Source organism: Flavobacterium cutihirudinis, from assembly GCF_003385895.1.
GTDB lineage: Bacteria > Bacteroidota > Bacteroidia > Flavobacteriales > Flavobacteriaceae > Flavobacterium > Flavobacterium cutihirudinis.
Map to the genome: position 1 here is coordinate 1 of NZ_QRDQ01000010.1, position 15800 is coordinate 15800.

A 15800-nucleotide genomic window follows, 5' to 3' on the forward strand; every position below is an offset into this window, starting at 1 on the left:
GAAGATGACCACGTTGATAGGCTATAGATGTAAAGGCAGTAATGTCATAGTCGAGTAGTACTAATAATCCGTAAGCTTATGTACACCCTTTTCCCGATCCGCCCAGGCGGATCGGGAGGAAACTTTCTAAAACTAAAACTTACTTTTCTTTATCTCAGTATGTTAAAATATTTGCAGCGAAGCTGCAGTTGACAGTTGAAGGCTGGTAGTTGATGGAAACACCAACAACCATAAACCAACAACCGCCAACAATGACCTTAAGGTGGTTATTGCGGCGGGGCTCACCTCTTCCCATCCCGAACAGAGTAGTTAAGCCCGCCTGCGCAGATGGTACTGCAGTTATGTGGGAGAGTATGTCGTCGCCTTTCTTTTGAGAATCCTCATCATTCAATTGATGGGGATTTTTTCGTTTTACAAATGTTTGGGAAAGCATATCTTCTTTCCTTGTTACGACCCGACGATGCAACTGTAGGCAATCTTTAGCTTGAAAACCGTTTGTGGCTGTTTTGAAAACTGAAAACGTGTATTATGAGAAGATTTTATTGCTTTTTTGAATTTCGTTGTTGTGATAGAATTCAGATGGTTTTGCATCACGGTTTTCGCTTCAAATGTATATGGGTGGGATAATTTAAAGTTAGTTGCCGATATTGCTTCTTTGCAAAAGTTTTTCCGGTGTTACAGCTTATCTTTGTTTATATTGAGCGGATGGGCTACCTGAACGTATTTTTCTTTTAATTTTAGAGGTAGGAGTCAAAAAATAAATAAATTGTTAGTCTTTTCTTTTGTGTTTTTCTCAAAAACCATCTTAGCTTTTTGAGGTAAATTTGTTGGTAATTCTACTTTGTCTTTCTCCAGTTTTTCTGAAGTCCTCTTTTTGATGTAATTTTTTTTATATTTGTTAGTAGTTCTGTTATTTCCTTCATTAAAACTTCGTTTATAACAGCTTTGCATTTAGTTTTGTATTTCTTTGGAACTTAAAGTGAATACCGGATTTTTCTGATTATTTTTCATTTAACCTAATTATTGAAAATTATATGCAGCAATTTCACAAAAGAAGAACAACACTTAGTATGGGTGTTACGGTGCCAAGTTTGGTTTTTATTATAGGAATTTGTGTGCTGTCGGCTATTTCTCCAGACTTTACTGAAGATCTTCTCAATGTCGTGAAAAATTTCATTTTTGTTAATCTGAACTGGGTATACGTTTGGTCAGTTACCATTTTTGTTTTGTTCTTGATTTATTTAATGGTAAGTAAATACGGAAATATCCGGCTTGGAAGGAATAATAGTAAACCAGATTATTCTTTTTTCTCGTGGATTTCAATGCTTTTTGCTGCAGGAATGGGAATAGGTTTGATGTATTTTAGCGTTGCGGAACCGATGCAGCATTATTCCAATGAAATTTTTGCTGAAAAAACTGTTGTTCAAAGAGCTCAGAATGCGCAACTTTATACCTTTTTTCATTGGGGAATTCATGCTTGGGCAATTTATGGAGTAGTGGGGCTTTCTTTAGCTTATTTTACGTATCGATACAGATTGCCGCTCTCGCTTAGGAGTTGCTTTTATCCTTTATTGAAAGATAAAATTAAAGGCAGGTGGGGAAATATAATTGATGTTTTTGCACTTTGCAGTACATTTTTTGGAATTACTACAACGCTTGGTTTTGGGGTAGTACAGATCAACTCAGGGTTACAGATATTGAATGTTGTGCCTGAAAGCAGTTTTGTTTATCAGGTTATGATTGTTGCTGTATTGGTTTCTTTGTCTATTTTTTCGGCGGTGAGTGGTTTGGATAAAGGAGTTAAAATTCTCAGCGGAATCAATATTATAAGTGTAATACTTTTGCTTCTTTTTGTATTGATTCTGGGTCCGACGGTTTATCTTATTGGTAGTTTTACCGAAGGAATTGGGACTTATATCAATAGTTTTTTTAGTCTTACTTTTAATACGCACATTTACGAAGAGAATACCCAGCCTTGGTTCTATAACTGGACCATTCTTTACTGGGCTTGGTGGATTTCGTGGTCGCCTTACGTTGGACTTTTTATTGCTAAAATTTCGAAGGGCAGAACTATTAGAGAGTTTGTTGGAGCTGTTTTGATATTGCCGACCTTGTTTAATTTTATCTGGATGTCTGTTTTTGGTGGAAGCGCCATTTGGTTTGATTTGCATACAGCCAACGGTGCACTGAGTGCGTTAGCGGGTAATCCTGATGCTTTGATGTTTAGTTTTTTGGAGTATCTTCCTCTGACAAGAGCGTTGAGTTTTATTGTAATTTCGATCATTATTATTTTCTTTGTAACTTCAGCAGACAGTGGAATTTTTGTAATGAATAGCATTGCAACCAAAAACGCTGAAAATTCTCCTAAATGGCAGACGATAAGCTGGGGAATTCTGTTGGCAGTGCTCGCATTGATGCTTCTTAATGCCGGTGGATTAGCAGCACTTCAGAGTATGACTTTGATTACTGCACTTCCATTTTCAATAATAATGTTGCTCTTTATAGTAAGTCTTATGAAAGCTCTTTCTATAGATAGAAAGTATTATGAAAAAGATTTTTCCCGTACTACGGTTCCTTGGTCGGGAGCGTCTTGGAAAGAGCGTCTAAAGCAAATTGTTTCTTTTCATGATAAATTATCTGTTGATGAATTTATCAATACCAGTATACATGAAGCATTTATAGAATTAGAATCCGAATTTGCAAAAAGTAATATCCAGGCCAAAATTAATTCCTATGAAAACCCTCTGAGGATAGAAATTGAAATAAAGCACAATATTGTAAACAATTTCCTTTACGGTGTTAAAAATGAATCGAGGATTATTTCCGATTATCTATTGACAGACGAAAATCTTCCGGAAGTAAATGATAATGTTACGTATTTTCCGAAATCTTATTTTGGTGATGACAGAGAGGGTTATGACGTTCAGTTATTTACGAAAATTGAACTTATTTCAGATGTTTTAAAGCATTATGAAAGATTTCTGGAGATTATTTCAGAAGAAAATAATGAAATGTTTATCAGTAGTGATTTGAATCATAAATACAAATAAATTATTATTTCGATAGGCGCTTAAATAATGGCAAATGTGAAGATAATTCCAATCTAAAAGTGTCGATATTTTGTCAATAAGATTTTGATTGGTTTTATAATAAAATAAAAAACGGACTTAAATAAAAAAACCTGTAAATCTAGATTTACAGGTTTTACTTTTTCCGTGGGGAGAGCAGGATTCGAACCTGCGAAGTTCACACAGCAGATTTACAGTCTGCCCTCGTTGGCCGCTTGAGTATCTCCCCGATCTCAGCTTTGTTGCGCTTTGTTGTTCTAAGCGGTTGCAAATATAGGAACGTTTTCTACATTTACAAACAAAAAAAGCACTTAATTTTAAGTTATTTTAAAGTTATTTTTTAATTCATTGGAATTGAATAAAATAAAAATAGCTACTGTGTGCTTTTTTTTGATAAATTTTTAAAAGTAGGATAATTCTTTTGATGGATCGTGTGGTTTTTGTGTTCAATTTTGGATTTAGAGAGCCGTTAACCTATACAATTGTTGAATTATAATGATGTTTTTGGAAGAAACAACATTCAGTTTTTATTGCACCAAAAGATTATAGGTTTGTTTTAAAAGTTTAAATGCTTAACTGGTTTTATATATCATGTCAATAATTATTCTTTTCACGATGTTTTAGTTCTTTTTAAGACGTGTTTTGTTCTGAATTATGATTTTGGTGTAAAGCAAAAAAAATCTCCACTAGGGAGATTTTTTTTTCATTCGGAATTCCGAAGCATTATTTAGCTAAAAGCTCTAATATTTTTGCTCTCAATTCAGGACCTCTTAAGTCTTGTGCAACTACTTTTCCTGATGCGTCAAGAATAAAAGTTGCCGGAATCGATTCTACATTGTATTGTTTAGCAATTGGTTCGTCCCAAAATTTTAAATTTGAAACATGCGTCCAAGTTAGACCATCTTTTGCGATAGCTTCTTTCCACGCGCCAGCTTCTTTATCTAAAGAAACTCCAATTATATTTAATCCTTTCGAATGTAATTCTTTGTAAATCGCAACCACATTAGGGTTTTCTTTTCTACAAGGACCACACCATGAAGCCCAAAAGTCTACAATAGTAACTTTACCTAAACTTTCTTTTAGAGAAACTACTTTTCCTTCTGGATTAGGAGCTGAAAAATCTGCTCTTCATTTAGCGCTGCCTACAGGAGGAGCTGATGCACCAACTGATGGCATTTTTGCCTGACCAATTCTAGTTTTCGCGTCTTTACCAGGAGTAGTGTTTTTTAAAGACTCATCTAAAGAGTTGTATAAACTTTCTACTTTTTTAGCATCTGCAGTAGGATCTTCAGACATTCCTTTTACGATTAAAGCAGAAATAAAAGATTTTGGATGAGTTTCTGCGTAAGTAATGTATTTCTTTTTAGAGTTTGCCTGAACTTCTGTTTGAAGTGCCATAAACTGTTTCATCAAACTGTTGATAGTTGCTGTATCTTGAGCTTGTTGAGCTTGTTGCATTTTTTGTGTATTCTTTTTCTGAAAATCTACTAAGCTTTTTTGAGCTTTTGTAAGTTCGTCATTGAATTTTACGTATTCGTCGTTATTGTAAGTACCGCTAATTTTTGATTTGTGGATACTATCTTTATCAATTGAAATAGCAATTTCTCCAGTTTCAAGGATAAAAGGAAGTGGTCCTTTTGCGTCCTGAACAATTAAAGTATGGAAAGATGGCTCAGTTACTTTTCCTTTAATTTCAAATTTTCCATTTTCAACTTTTACTGTATCAAGTGCAACTGTCATTTTAGTTGTTGGATCAGTTCCTTGAAGAATGATAGTTTTACCGTTTTCAATTCCTGTAGCAGTTCCTGTAATTAGGTATTCTCCGTCTTTAACTTTGCTGCAAGAAATAATCGCTGCAGTAGCGGTAAGTAAAAAAAATATTTTTTTCATTATAAATATTAATTAGTTAATTGATTTGTGCAACAAAAGTATCTAAAATTATAAAACATACAGAATTTTGGAACCTAAAATTTTGTTATAGTTTTTATTTAGCTAAAGTCCCTATTTTCAAGGTATTCGACTGTTTTAATCATGTAAAAACTATGAAAAGCATTTTTTATTTGATAAAAAACAATTAAATTCTCAATTAGTAAGCATAAAAAAAGCACTCTGTTGCCAGAATGCTTTTAATTATATTTGGGTGTAAAGTTTACTCTTGATTTGTCTTCTTTCTCCAAGTGAAAGAGTTCAAAATATGTCTTTTTGCAAATCTTCCCGGTGAATCAGCGTTTACCATTTTCACGTAAGTAGCTTTAGGAACACTAATGTATTCGTAAACACTTCCGTTAGAAAAATCAATAATCAAACGCCCTTCTACAAATTTGTAATCTGTAATGGTACAAGTTGAAATTGTTTCTGTGTATTCTGGTAAATTAAGTTTAATAGTATCAGGATGAATACTTACTAAAAAGTGGTAAGCTTCGATAATTGTTTTACTTTTCTCTTCTGCCTCTTTTAAACCAGCTTCATTTCCAACAAATTTATCAGGATGAGATTCTTTCATCGCATTACGATAGATTGTTTTTAAATCTTTTAACTCTGCAGTTTTCTCTACGTTTAGTAACTTACGGTATTCAACTATTTTTTTCATAAATAAAAGGTAACTACTTGTCTATTAGTTTGAAATCGATATTAATTAGTTCAAATCGACAAATTTTTTGCAAAGGTACACTTTTTTTTAACTTTTCTGTTTTGATAGAAAAAATATTCATGAAAGTTGGTTTATTAAATCGTTAACCGGATGGTTCTATGGTTTTTTAAAGCAAAGAACAAAAAGATTCTTTTATTCATTGAGAATATTAAGTTCTTAAAGCTTTGTCAATACAAAGCTTTAAGAACTTAATATTCTCAATGAATAATAGTCAGCAAAATTAACCTTAGCGTTCTTTGCGTTAAAAAAACATCCGTTTCAACAAAACCTGAAACCTAAAACTTGAAACTTGAAACAAATAAATTTATTCCGGCTTATGATTTGCCTTATCAAAGTTTCTTGATTTCTTAGGGTATTTATCGTAACTAATGTCGCTAGGGTTTTCAATAATAGATTTGATAGTGATCCAATCTCCTTCTTTAAAATTGGCCTGAACCATTTTATAATCTAAAAGATATACACCGCAGAAATAATTATTGTTTTCATCTTTTTCGATAATACCGGTAAAAACTCCTTTTTGCGGCATTTTTTCATTCGATCCTTTAGACATGGTTTTTTGTTTTAAAATTGAATTGCAAAGTTAATCAATTTAGTTTGTTTTAGGGAGTTCGTCACAATCTGAGTATATTTGCATATGCAGAAAAATTTTAAACCACATCCAAATTCTTTTAAAAACACGTTTTGTATTTTTCATGAAGTGCTTCCTGAAAAAATTGAAGGTTTAAAAAAACAATTCGAAAGTAAAGCTGGTAGTGCTTATTATTATACTGAGGAAGGGATGTATCGCGTTTCTAACCACTGGGGAAGATTAGCAAACAGTAAATGGCGCCTAATTGCCCGTGATCCGGAAACGGATTCAAAAACGAAGATTGGTTTTGCTAAATGGAGTGCCTTTTATCCAGATAATGCAGAAGAAAAGCTTTATTATATTGAAGCTGATTTTGATAAAAACCTTGCTAATTATCAGCATAAAAACAATCCGGAGTTTGATGGAAAAGCGGTTTTGAGAACGAGTTTTGAAACTGCAAAGCGTCTAAAACAAGTCAGAAATCTGCAACAATTGACTTCGTGGGCAAAATATTTTGATTATGATGATATCAATGATTTAAGAAAACAGATTATCACCGAATTGATTTTTACGGAGAAAAGTTTAGAAGAAATTAAAAGAGAAATATAATGGGACGCAATAACGAAAGGAATATCAAAAAGCACAATGATAAATTGCATAAAGCCCAGGCTAAGAAAAAACAAGCCGAAGTTTCGCGCAAAGAAAAGCTGAAAGAAATTGTGAAGAAATTCAACGAAAGTAAAAACGAAGAGTAATAAATATAGTTTCAAGTTTCAAGTTGAACGTTTCAAGTTGTTGGAACGAAAACTTGAAACTTGAAACTTGAAACCTGAAACAAAATAAACAATGAATAATAAATTTGAAACTTTAAAAGCAGACGTTCAGGAAATTATTGATTTGATTGCTGCAAAAAACGACAGAGAAGCAAATAATAAACTCCTTGAAGTTAGTGAAACATTAGACGAAATGATTGATTTTGCTGAAGAAGATGAAGAGGTGAGAGAAATTAGCCGATATCAGGTTTTATTGAATCAGCTTCATGTAAAAATTAACGGAGAAGAAGAAGTTGATGGCAACGCATAAATGTTACTGCGATACAGGATTAATGTTTGAAAATTGCTGTGGATTATATCTTCAGAAAAATGAAAAAGCTCCAACCGCTTTAGCTTTAATGCGTTCGAGATATTCAGCATATGCAACACATAATGCCGATTATCTTTTGGAAACGACTCATATTTCAGAACGAAAATATTATTCGAAAGCTGAAATTTTAAAATGGGCAACTACCAATAAATGGCAGAAACTGGAAATTCTCAGTTTTACTGAGAACACAGTAGAGTTCAAAGCGTACTTTTTAGATGCAAATCTAAAACCTCAGACACATTATGAATTTTCGACTTTTGAACTCGAAAATGGCGCATGGTATTATGTTGATGGAAAGTTTGAATAATTACAATATCTAACGCTGTTAGCTATTGATTTTGGTTGAATATTTTAACTAAAAATTAGTAAACGATTCGTTTTTCGTAATTCTAAAAAACCGTAATTTTAAAATTATGAAAAACGAATTTAAAAAAGGTTTTTATTTTAAGTCGTACGAAGCCCCATTTCAGTCTCCGTTTGAGAAACTATTTGGCATTTTCAAAGAGTTAATCACCCATACTTCGGGTGATTTTGATGAAGCAATCAGCTGGCTTCGGGAGTTAGACAAAGAATATAAATTGACCGACGAAAACTACACAATCGATGATTTTATCGAAGATTTAAAAAAGAAAGGTTACATAAAAGACGAAGTAAAAGAAGATGGTTCAAATGGTTTTGGAATAACAGCCAAGACAGAAAGAGCAATTCGTCAGCAAGCTTTAGACCAGATTTTTGGAAATCTGAAACGTTCCGGAAACGGAAATCACAAAACAAAACACGCCGGAAATGGCGATGAACATACAGGAGAATTTCGTGAATTTAATTTTGGAGATGGTTTAGAAAGAATTTCATTAACAGAAAGTCTTCGAAATGCTCAAATCAATAACGGAGTAGAAAGTTTCATGCTGACAGAAAATGATTTGGTTGTTGAAGAAACACAGTACAAAGCGCAAATGAGTACTGTTTTGATGATCGATATTAGTCACAGTATGATTTTGTATGGAGAAGACCGAATCACTCCGGCTAAAAAAGTGGCAATGGCTTTGGCGGAATTAATCACAACGCGTTATCCAAAAGATACACTTGATATTCTCGTTTTCGGAAATGACGCCTGGACGATTCCAATTAAAGATTTGCCTTATTTACAAGTAGGCCCTTACCATACTAATACGGTTGCGGGACTTCAGTTAGCAATGGATATTTTGAGAAGAAAACGGAATACCAACAAACAGATTTTCATGATTACCGACGGAAAGCCAAGCTGTGTTCGTGAGCGTGACGGTTCTTATTATATGAATAGCAATGGTCTTGATGAGTATATTGTTGATAAATGCTACACGCAAGCACAACAAGCAAGAAAACTACATATTCCGATTACGACTTTTATGATTGCAAATGATCCTTATTTGCAGCGGTTTGTGAATCATTTTACAGAAGCAAATCAAGGAAAAGCATTTTATACAGGATTAAAAGGTCTTGGTGAAATGATTTTTGAAGATTATGAAACGAATAGAAAAAAACGCGTGCGGTAGAAACGCAATTTATTGCGTCTAGCACTGGAATGACACAACGCTAATCATCTAAAAAAATAAAAAAATACAAATTCGATATTTCAATACAATGGAAATAACTACTATAAAAACATTAGGACAATTAAAAGCCGCAGGATATAAAAGCCTAAGTATAAAAGATGAATTACGAAATAATCTTCGTGAAAAAATAAAATCAGGAAAACCTGTTTTTGAAGGCGTTCACGGATTCGAAAACACCGTAATTCCCGAATTAGAACGTGCGATTCTTTCTCGTCATAACATCAATTTATTGGGACTTCGCGGACAGGCTAAAACACGTTTGGCGCGTAAAATGGTAGAATTGTTAGATGAATACATTCCGTATGTTTCCGGTTCAGAAATTAATGACGATCCGCTGAATCCCATTTCGCGTTTTGCTAAAGATTTAATTGATGAAAAAGGTGATGAAACGCCAATTTCGTGGCTGCACAGAAACGAGCGTTTCTTTGAAAAACTGGCAACTCCAGATGTTACCGTGGCCGATTTAATTGGTGATGTTGACCCTATAAAAGCAGCGAATTTAAAATTATCCTATGCTGATGATCGTGTAATTCATTTTGGAATGATTCCGAGAGCAAATCGTAGCATTTTTGTTATAAATGAATTACCAGATTTACAGGCCAGAATTCAGGTGGCACTTTTCAATATTTTGCAAGAGGGAGACATTCAAATCCGCGGATTTAAATTGAGAATGCCTCTTGATATGCAGTTTATTTTTACAGCAAACCCAGAAGATTATACAAATAGAGGAAGTATTGTAACGCCTCTTAAAGATAGAATTGGTTCGCAGATTTTGACGCATTATCCTGAAAATGTTGCTATTGCCAGAACTATTACAGAGCAGGAAGCAAAACTGGATGAAAACCAAAGTGATATTGTTTATGTGCCAGGTTTAGCGAGAGATATTTTAGAGCAAATTAGCTTTGAGGCTCGCGAAAGTGAATATATTGATAATAAAAGCGGTGTAAGTGCCAGAATGAGTATTACTGCTTTTGAAAATTTAATAAGTACGGCAGAACGCCGAGCATTAAAATCGGGAGTTGATAAAACCATTTTAAGACTTTCAGATTTTATGGGAATCATTCCGGCAATTACTGGTAAAGTGGAATTAGTTTATGAAGGCGAGCAGGAGGGAGCAGCGGTTGTAGCACAGTATTTAATTGGCTCAGCAATTAGAACTTTATTTCCAACCTATTTTCCTAAAATTGAAAAGCTTGAAAAACAAGGAGAAAAAACACCTTATTCTGATTTAATTGAATGGTTTTTTGCAGAAAGCGGTTTTGAACTATTAGACGATGCGTCTGATGCAGAATATAAAGCTATTCTGGATGAAATTGCACCTTTGGAAATACTATTGAAAAAATACCAACCACAATTGGATAAAAAAGATCAATACTTTGTGAAAGAGTTTATTTTATGGGCTTTAGTAGAATATAAAAAACTTAGCAAAGATCGTTTTGCAACCGGACACCAGTTCAAAGATATGTACGGAAGTTATATTAGTAAATTGTAGAGAACTATAAATTTATTAATTGATTGTGTACTCATTAAACCCGACAGGCTTTTTTAAAATCTGTCGGGTTTATTATTTAAAGAAGTGATGTTACCAATTTTAATTAGTCTACCTTGCTACGTTGGCTGTATTCGCAGCTTTCCCAAAAAAGAAATGGTAGATAGCTTCGAAGACTTGATAGCAAGTTATATAGAGAATAAAATTGGAATATCAGAACGTTTTATGAGTGATGCTTTAGCAGATAATCTCAAGCAAAATTTAATCAATTTAAATGCTGAAAGTCTTTTGCTGACAGCGGGAATAGGGAATTCGGAGAAGTTTGCTCTGGACGGAACCATTAGAAAGGACGTGATTTATTGGCTTGATAAAAAACATAATAATGTTTTCGAAAATGAGTTTTTTGACATAATCGATGCTTTTGTACTCTATTTAAACGAAAGTTGTTTTGCCGGAATTACGGGGTACGAATTTCATTATTCTTTGTATGAAAAAGGTGATTTTTATTTAAAACATCTCGATCAATTCAAAAATAATTCAAGCCGTAAATACTCTATGATTAGCTATCTAAATAGTAATTGGAAAGAAAGTGACGGCGGCGAATTAATGATTCATCAAAACAACAGTCAGGAGAAAATTTCGCCAATTCAGGGTAAAACGGTTTTCTTTAAAAGTAATGAATTGGTTCACGAAGTTTTAGTTACGCAAAATACCCGAATGAGTATTACCGGCTGGCTAAAGAGTGATTAAAAATTAGCCATTTTTAAATTAAGAGTGGCTATTTAAGATTTTTGACTATTTATATTGATATATCAATTATATTTGTATCAAATAAAATAGACATGAAAATTGAAAACCCAACTGGAACGGCTCTTTATTCTATAGAAAAGGCAATTAAAGAATATCGAAAACTGGCGCAAAAAAATATCGCTAAAGTGGTAAAAGATATTACAGTAGATCAATGTTTGGTGCTTATTATACTGGAACAAAATCAAAATATATCTCAAAACGAATTGGCAAATCTTGTTTTTAAAGACAATGCTTCCATCACCAGAATGATAGAATTAATGGTAAAAAATGATTATTTAACCCGAACAATACATTCTGAAGATAGAAGAAAGTTCAATCTTGTAGTAACTGAAAAGGGATTGAAAACTATTAAATTAATTGAACCTGTTGTTCAACATAATCGGGAAAAAGCTTTGCATGGATTATCATTAAATGAAATTGCATTATTGGACCAAACGCTTCATAAAATAATTCAAAACTGTAAAAAATAATTGATATGAAATCAAAGTTAATCCTAGTAATGTTGATGGTGTTTACTTTTGGTTATTCACAAAAAGAATTGAGCAGTAAACTTGAAAAGTATATGGATGCGCAGTTTGCGATTAATGATTTTAGTGGCGCTGTTTTTATTTGCAAGAACGACTCAATATTATTGAAAAAAGTCTATGGTTTTGCTGATTATGAATGGAAGGTTGAAAATATAATCGACTCAAAATTTAGTTTAGCCTCGGTTTCAAAGCAGTTTACGGCTGTTGCAATTTTGCAATTGGCGGAGAGTAAAAAGCTGTCCTTAGATGATTCTATAAATAAGTATTTTGCAGATTTTCCAAATGGAGAAAAAATAACCATAAAAATGTTGTTAAGTCATAATGCTGGTTTACAAATGGATTTTGATGAATTGTATTTGTCAAAAACAAATCTGGAAAAAGATTCGGTTTATCATTACATTATAAAAAAGCCTTTACTTTTTGAGCCTGGCGCAAGTACAGCTTACAGTAATATTGGTTACTATTTGTTAGCAAGAATTATAGAGAAAGTTTCGGAACAATCTTATGCGGCATATTTAAAACAGAATGTATTTGATCGTGCCAAAATGTACAATTCTGGTGTTTCGACAAATAATACAATAGTTAGCAAAATGACTAAAACGTATTATCTGAAAGATAACAAATTAGAAAAAAATCCATATATCAATTGGGATTTTAATATTGGTCATGACGGAGTTTATTCGACTATTGATGATTTGTACTTATGGAATAAAGCATTATTTGATAGTCAAATTCTTTTATCAGAAGAATCAAAGAAAAAGATGTTTACTTCTTACAACGATCAAAATTTTGGTTACGGAGTTTTGGTAAATCCGTTCTACAGTCAAAATCATCAATTAATTGCACACGATGGCGGTTTTTTTGGAGCAATGACTTCATTCAATAAATATACAAACGATAATATATTGATTACTGTTTTGTCTAATAATCAGTCAAAATCTTATTATATCGCATATGGACTTGCGGGAATTTGTTTTGGAAAAGAAGTTGAACTTCCATATAAACATATTCAAACAGCAATTGATACAAAAGTTTATAATGAATATGTAGGGGAGTATGAAAATATTAAAATTTTAAAGAAAGATAATAAACTGTATTATCTTGATTATGATATTGAGTTGTTGCCGGAGTCACAAACAAAATTTTTCCGCGCAGATAATAACAATACTACGATTGAATTCATTAAAAATAAAAAAGGAAAAGTTATACAGTTGGAACTAAAAAAGGCTGGAATAAAAGAAGTGAAAATTAAAAGTAAGAGCGTATAAATACTATTTTTGTAATTCAAAATTCAATTTTATGTTATTCCTTATTTTAAGTATTCTTTGCAGTGTTACCGTTGGCGTAATTTTTAAAATAACCCGAAAATATAACGCTGATCCTGTTCAGATTATTACTTTCAATTATGTAATGGCATTAATACTATGCTATTTTACTTTTAGTCCAGATATTACTGCAGTTCATTCCGACGCACCTTGGAATATTTATATAGCAGTTGGTGTTTTACTTCCAATTGTTTTTCTGTTTTTGTTTTCGTCTATAAAACATATGGGAATCGTAAAAACAGATGCGGCACAACGATTATCACTTTTTATTCCGATAATTGCAGCTTGGCTTATTTTTAAGGAAGAATTCAATTCGTATAAAGTTATTGGTCTAATAATAGGATTTATAGCGCTTTTATTCATTTTAAAAAAGCAGACAGGAAACGATCAAAACAAATGGATTTATCCGTTCGTTGTTTTTTTAGGTTTTGGAATTATTGATATACTTTTTAAGCAAATTGCGCTTTATACGGTTTTGCCCTATACAACTTCTTTATTTGTGGTTTTTGATATTGCACTGGCAGTTTCTTTAGTACTTGTGATTTATGATGTTGTCCAAAAGAAAACAAAACTTGACTTAAAAAACGTGTTATTTGGCGCTTTGGTCGGCATCTTTAACTTCGGAAATATATTATTTTATTTAAAAGCCCACAAAGCATTTTCTGAAAATCCATCAACCGTTTTTGCCGGAATGAACATTGGTGTTATTGTTTTAGGAAGTCTTGTTGGCTTACTTTTTTTCAAGGAAAAACTATCCAAAATTAACTTCATTGGAATCTTTTTAGCGCTTATAGCTATTGTTTTTATTGTTTTTTCACAATTAAACTAATTTTTTTTAATCTCTTAACGCCTTAGTTTACAGTTTGTTTTGTTAGAATTTAAAAAGTTTTTAAAATAAACTCTACTAATTCGATAGAATTTATAAAATATATTTATAAATTTGTCCTAACAATGAAAAACTATGTTCTAAATATCATCCCGTTTATGTGCAGCTTGACGATGTGCTGCATGTTTGACAATGCGATGAAATGGCGTTAATAGAGAAAGTACTTGTTAGTTATTTTTTTTTTTTAGCCTTTCATGCACCAATGAAAGGCTTTTTTTTGAGAACTCTTAATAATCTAAGATATGAGATCAAATAGAAATACAAATAGTATGATGCATTGCTGTCTGATGAAAATTCCGTGTTGTACGTGCAGTTACTGCCGATTTTATTTCACGAGTTTATAATAGGATTTCCCAAATCAGATAACTAAAAAATTAAAACTTAAAAAGATGAGTTCAGAAATTATAAAACAGAATCCGTTTCAATCGATGATTGATCGTTTTAATATAGCAGCCGATATTCTTAATTTAGATGAATCAATAAGGCTCAAACTACAGCGCCCTGAAAAACAAATTACGGTCAATTTTTCGATCACATTAGATAATGGAAAAGAACAGAATTTTGAAGGATACCGCGTAATTCACAATACGGCATTAGGTCCGTCAAAAGGAGGAATTAGATATGATACTGCGGTAAATCTAGATGAAGTTAAAGCGCTTGCTGCGTGGATGACCTGGAAATCAGCCGTTACCGGAATCCCTTTTGGAGGAGCAAAGGGTGGAATTATCTGCGACCCAAGAACACTTTCTAAAACCGAATTAGAAAGAATTACAAGAGCGTATACAAAAGCATTATCCGATATTTTTGGACCGGAAAAAGATGTTCCGGCTCCAGACATGGGAACAGGACCAGATGAAATGGGCTGGTTGATGGATGAGTTTTCAATTGTTCACGGCAAAACAATTCATGCCGTTGTAACCGGAAAACACTTGCATTCAGGCGGATCTTTAGGAAGGGTAGAAGCAACAGGAAGAGGCGTGAGCATTATTACGTTATTAGCACTTCAAAAATTAAAATTGCGACCAGCGAGATCAACTGTTGCGATTCAGGGTTTTGGAAATGTTGGAATGCATTCGGCTTTGTTTTTATTCGAAAAAGGGCTAAAAGTGGTTGCAGTAAGTGATGTTTCTGAAGCGTTTTATAATCCAGATGGAATTAATATTCCGGAGTTGATTTTATATTATAATCTGAATAACAAAAGCATAAAAGGTTATCCAAATTCGGTTGCAATTAAACACGAAGAATTGTTGCTTTTAGATGTTGATGTTTTGATTCCGGCTGCAAAAGAAGATGTAATTACACAGAAAAATGCGGCAGAAATTCGCGCTAAAATAATTGTAGAAGGTGCAAACGGACCTGTTTCATCTGATGCGGATAAAATTTTGCATGAAAACAATGTTTTAGTTGTTCCGGATATTTTGGCAAATGCGGGTGGAGTTACTGTTTCATATTTTGAATGGCTTCAGAATTCGCTTTTAGAATCATGGAGAATCCATCAAATCAATACGCGTCTTGAAGATATTTTGGAAAAAGGTTTTGAAACAGTTTTCAGAACGGCTTTAAAACACAATGTAACGCCTAGAATCGCAGCTTATATTCTCGCTTTGCAAAAGGTTGCCGAAACGCAATCTGTAAAAGAAGTAGCTATTGATGAGCCAAAATTTAAGCAAAATTAGAAATGAGTTTTAAAAAAATCATTTCTGAAAGTTGATATCATTTTGAAATATAAAAATGAATTGACT

Annotated in this window: 15 protein-coding genes, 1 tRNA gene, 1 rRNA gene and 1 pseudogene; 13 read left to right on the forward strand and 5 right to left on the reverse strand. The window is 32.8% G+C overall.

Features of this window, described 5'->3' with window-relative positions; all coding sequences use genetic code 11:
- The first annotated feature begins 258 nt into the window (after positions 1 to 258).
- Both rrf and BD847_RS14735 read left to right on the forward strand, forming a co-directional pair.
- Positions 259 to 368: ribosomal RNA gene (gene rrf, locus BD847_RS14725) — 5S ribosomal RNA — on the forward strand.
- A 666-nt stretch (positions 369 to 1034) separates the two neighbouring features.
- Positions 1035 to 3050, forward strand: a complete 2016-nt coding sequence (locus BD847_RS14735; RefSeq protein ID WP_115889041.1) for a BCCT family transporter — start codon at positions 1035 to 1037, stop codon at positions 3048 to 3050.
- A gap of 166 nt (positions 3051 to 3216) precedes the next feature.
- Here BD847_RS14735 and BD847_RS14740 read toward each other — a convergent pair.
- From BD847_RS14740 to BD847_RS14760, 5 genes and pseudogenes are all read right to left on the reverse strand, one after another.
- Positions 3217 to 3297, reverse strand: a tRNA-Tyr gene (locus tag BD847_RS14740).
- 494 nt (positions 3298 to 3791) lie between these two features.
- Positions 3792 to 4178: pseudogene (locus BD847_RS14745) on the reverse strand (peroxiredoxin family protein); the annotation flags it as partial.
- A gap of 18 nt (positions 4179 to 4196) precedes the next feature.
- On the reverse strand, positions 4197 to 4958 hold the full coding sequence (locus tag BD847_RS14750; RefSeq protein ID WP_115889043.1) for a DUF4369 domain-containing protein: 762 nt from the start codon (positions 4956 to 4958) through the stop codon (positions 4197 to 4199).
- Between the two features lie 259 nt (positions 4959 to 5217).
- Positions 5218 to 5658, reverse strand: a complete 441-nt coding sequence (locus tag BD847_RS14755; RefSeq protein ID WP_035650904.1) for a KTSC domain-containing protein — start codon at positions 5656 to 5658, stop codon at positions 5218 to 5220.
- Positions 5659 to 6022: 364 nt separating this feature from the next.
- On the reverse strand, positions 6023 to 6268 hold the full coding sequence (locus tag BD847_RS14760; protein WP_115889044.1) for a hypothetical protein: 246 nt from the start codon (positions 6266 to 6268) through the stop codon (positions 6023 to 6025).
- Positions 6269 to 6352: 84 nt separating this feature from the next.
- On the opposite strand from BD847_RS14760, the gene BD847_RS14765 reads away from it, so the two are divergent.
- From BD847_RS14765 to BD847_RS14810, 11 genes are all read left to right on the forward strand, one after another.
- Positions 6353 to 6895, forward strand: coding sequence for a hypothetical protein (locus tag BD847_RS14765; protein WP_115889045.1), 543 nt, complete (start codon positions 6353 to 6355; stop codon positions 6893 to 6895).
- Positions 6895 to 7041: a hypothetical protein gene (locus BD847_RS20860; protein ID WP_167443869.1), complete on the forward strand. Its 147-nt coding sequence runs from the start codon at positions 6895 to 6897 to the stop codon at positions 7039 to 7041. The genes BD847_RS14765 and BD847_RS20860 overlap by 1 nt, the downstream gene beginning before the upstream one ends.
- A 91-nt stretch (positions 7042 to 7132) precedes the next feature.
- On the forward strand, positions 7133 to 7369 hold the full coding sequence (locus BD847_RS14770; RefSeq protein ID WP_115889046.1) for a hypothetical protein: 237 nt from the start codon (positions 7133 to 7135) through the stop codon (positions 7367 to 7369).
- Entirely contained in the window at positions 7356 to 7736 is a 381-nt protein-coding gene (locus BD847_RS14775) for a YchJ family protein (RefSeq protein ID WP_115889047.1), read from the forward strand. Before BD847_RS14770 ends, BD847_RS14775 begins: the two co-directional genes overlap by 14 nt.
- A gap of 106 nt (positions 7737 to 7842) precedes the next feature.
- Positions 7843 to 8961 (forward strand): vWA domain-containing protein, encoded by a 1119-nt coding sequence (locus tag BD847_RS14780; protein ID WP_115889048.1) that lies wholly within the window; start codon positions 7843 to 7845, stop codon positions 8959 to 8961.
- Between the two features lie 88 nt (positions 8962 to 9049).
- The gene (locus BD847_RS14785) at positions 9050 to 10513 is read left to right on the forward strand and encodes an AAA family ATPase (RefSeq protein WP_115889049.1); all 1464 of its coding nucleotides are present in this window, start codon (positions 9050 to 9052) and stop codon (positions 10511 to 10513) included.
- 153 nt (positions 10514 to 10666) lie between these two features.
- Positions 10667 to 11260 carry a 2OG-Fe(II) oxygenase gene (locus tag BD847_RS14790; RefSeq protein WP_115889363.1) on the forward strand — a complete coding sequence of 198 codons (594 nt, stop codon included), beginning with the start codon at positions 10667 to 10669 and terminating at the stop codon, positions 11258 to 11260.
- A gap of 92 nt (positions 11261 to 11352) precedes the next feature.
- A complete protein-coding gene (locus tag BD847_RS14795) occupies positions 11353 to 11790 on the forward strand; it encodes a MarR family winged helix-turn-helix transcriptional regulator (RefSeq protein ID WP_115889050.1) in 438 nt (145 codons plus the stop codon).
- Between the two features lie 5 nt (positions 11791 to 11795).
- Positions 11796 to 13115 carry a serine hydrolase gene (locus BD847_RS14800; RefSeq protein WP_115889051.1) on the forward strand — a complete coding sequence of 440 codons (1320 nt, stop codon included), beginning with the start codon at positions 11796 to 11798 and terminating at the stop codon, positions 13113 to 13115.
- Positions 13116 to 13146: 31 nt separating this feature from the next.
- On the forward strand, positions 13147 to 14001 hold the full coding sequence (locus BD847_RS14805) for a DMT family transporter (protein ID WP_115889052.1): 855 nt from the start codon (positions 13147 to 13149) through the stop codon (positions 13999 to 14001).
- 446 nt (positions 14002 to 14447) lie between these two features.
- On the forward strand, positions 14448 to 15734 hold the full coding sequence (locus tag BD847_RS14810; protein WP_244201612.1) for a Glu/Leu/Phe/Val family dehydrogenase: 1287 nt from the start codon (positions 14448 to 14450) through the stop codon (positions 15732 to 15734).
- Positions 15735 to 15800: the final 66 nt, after the last annotated feature.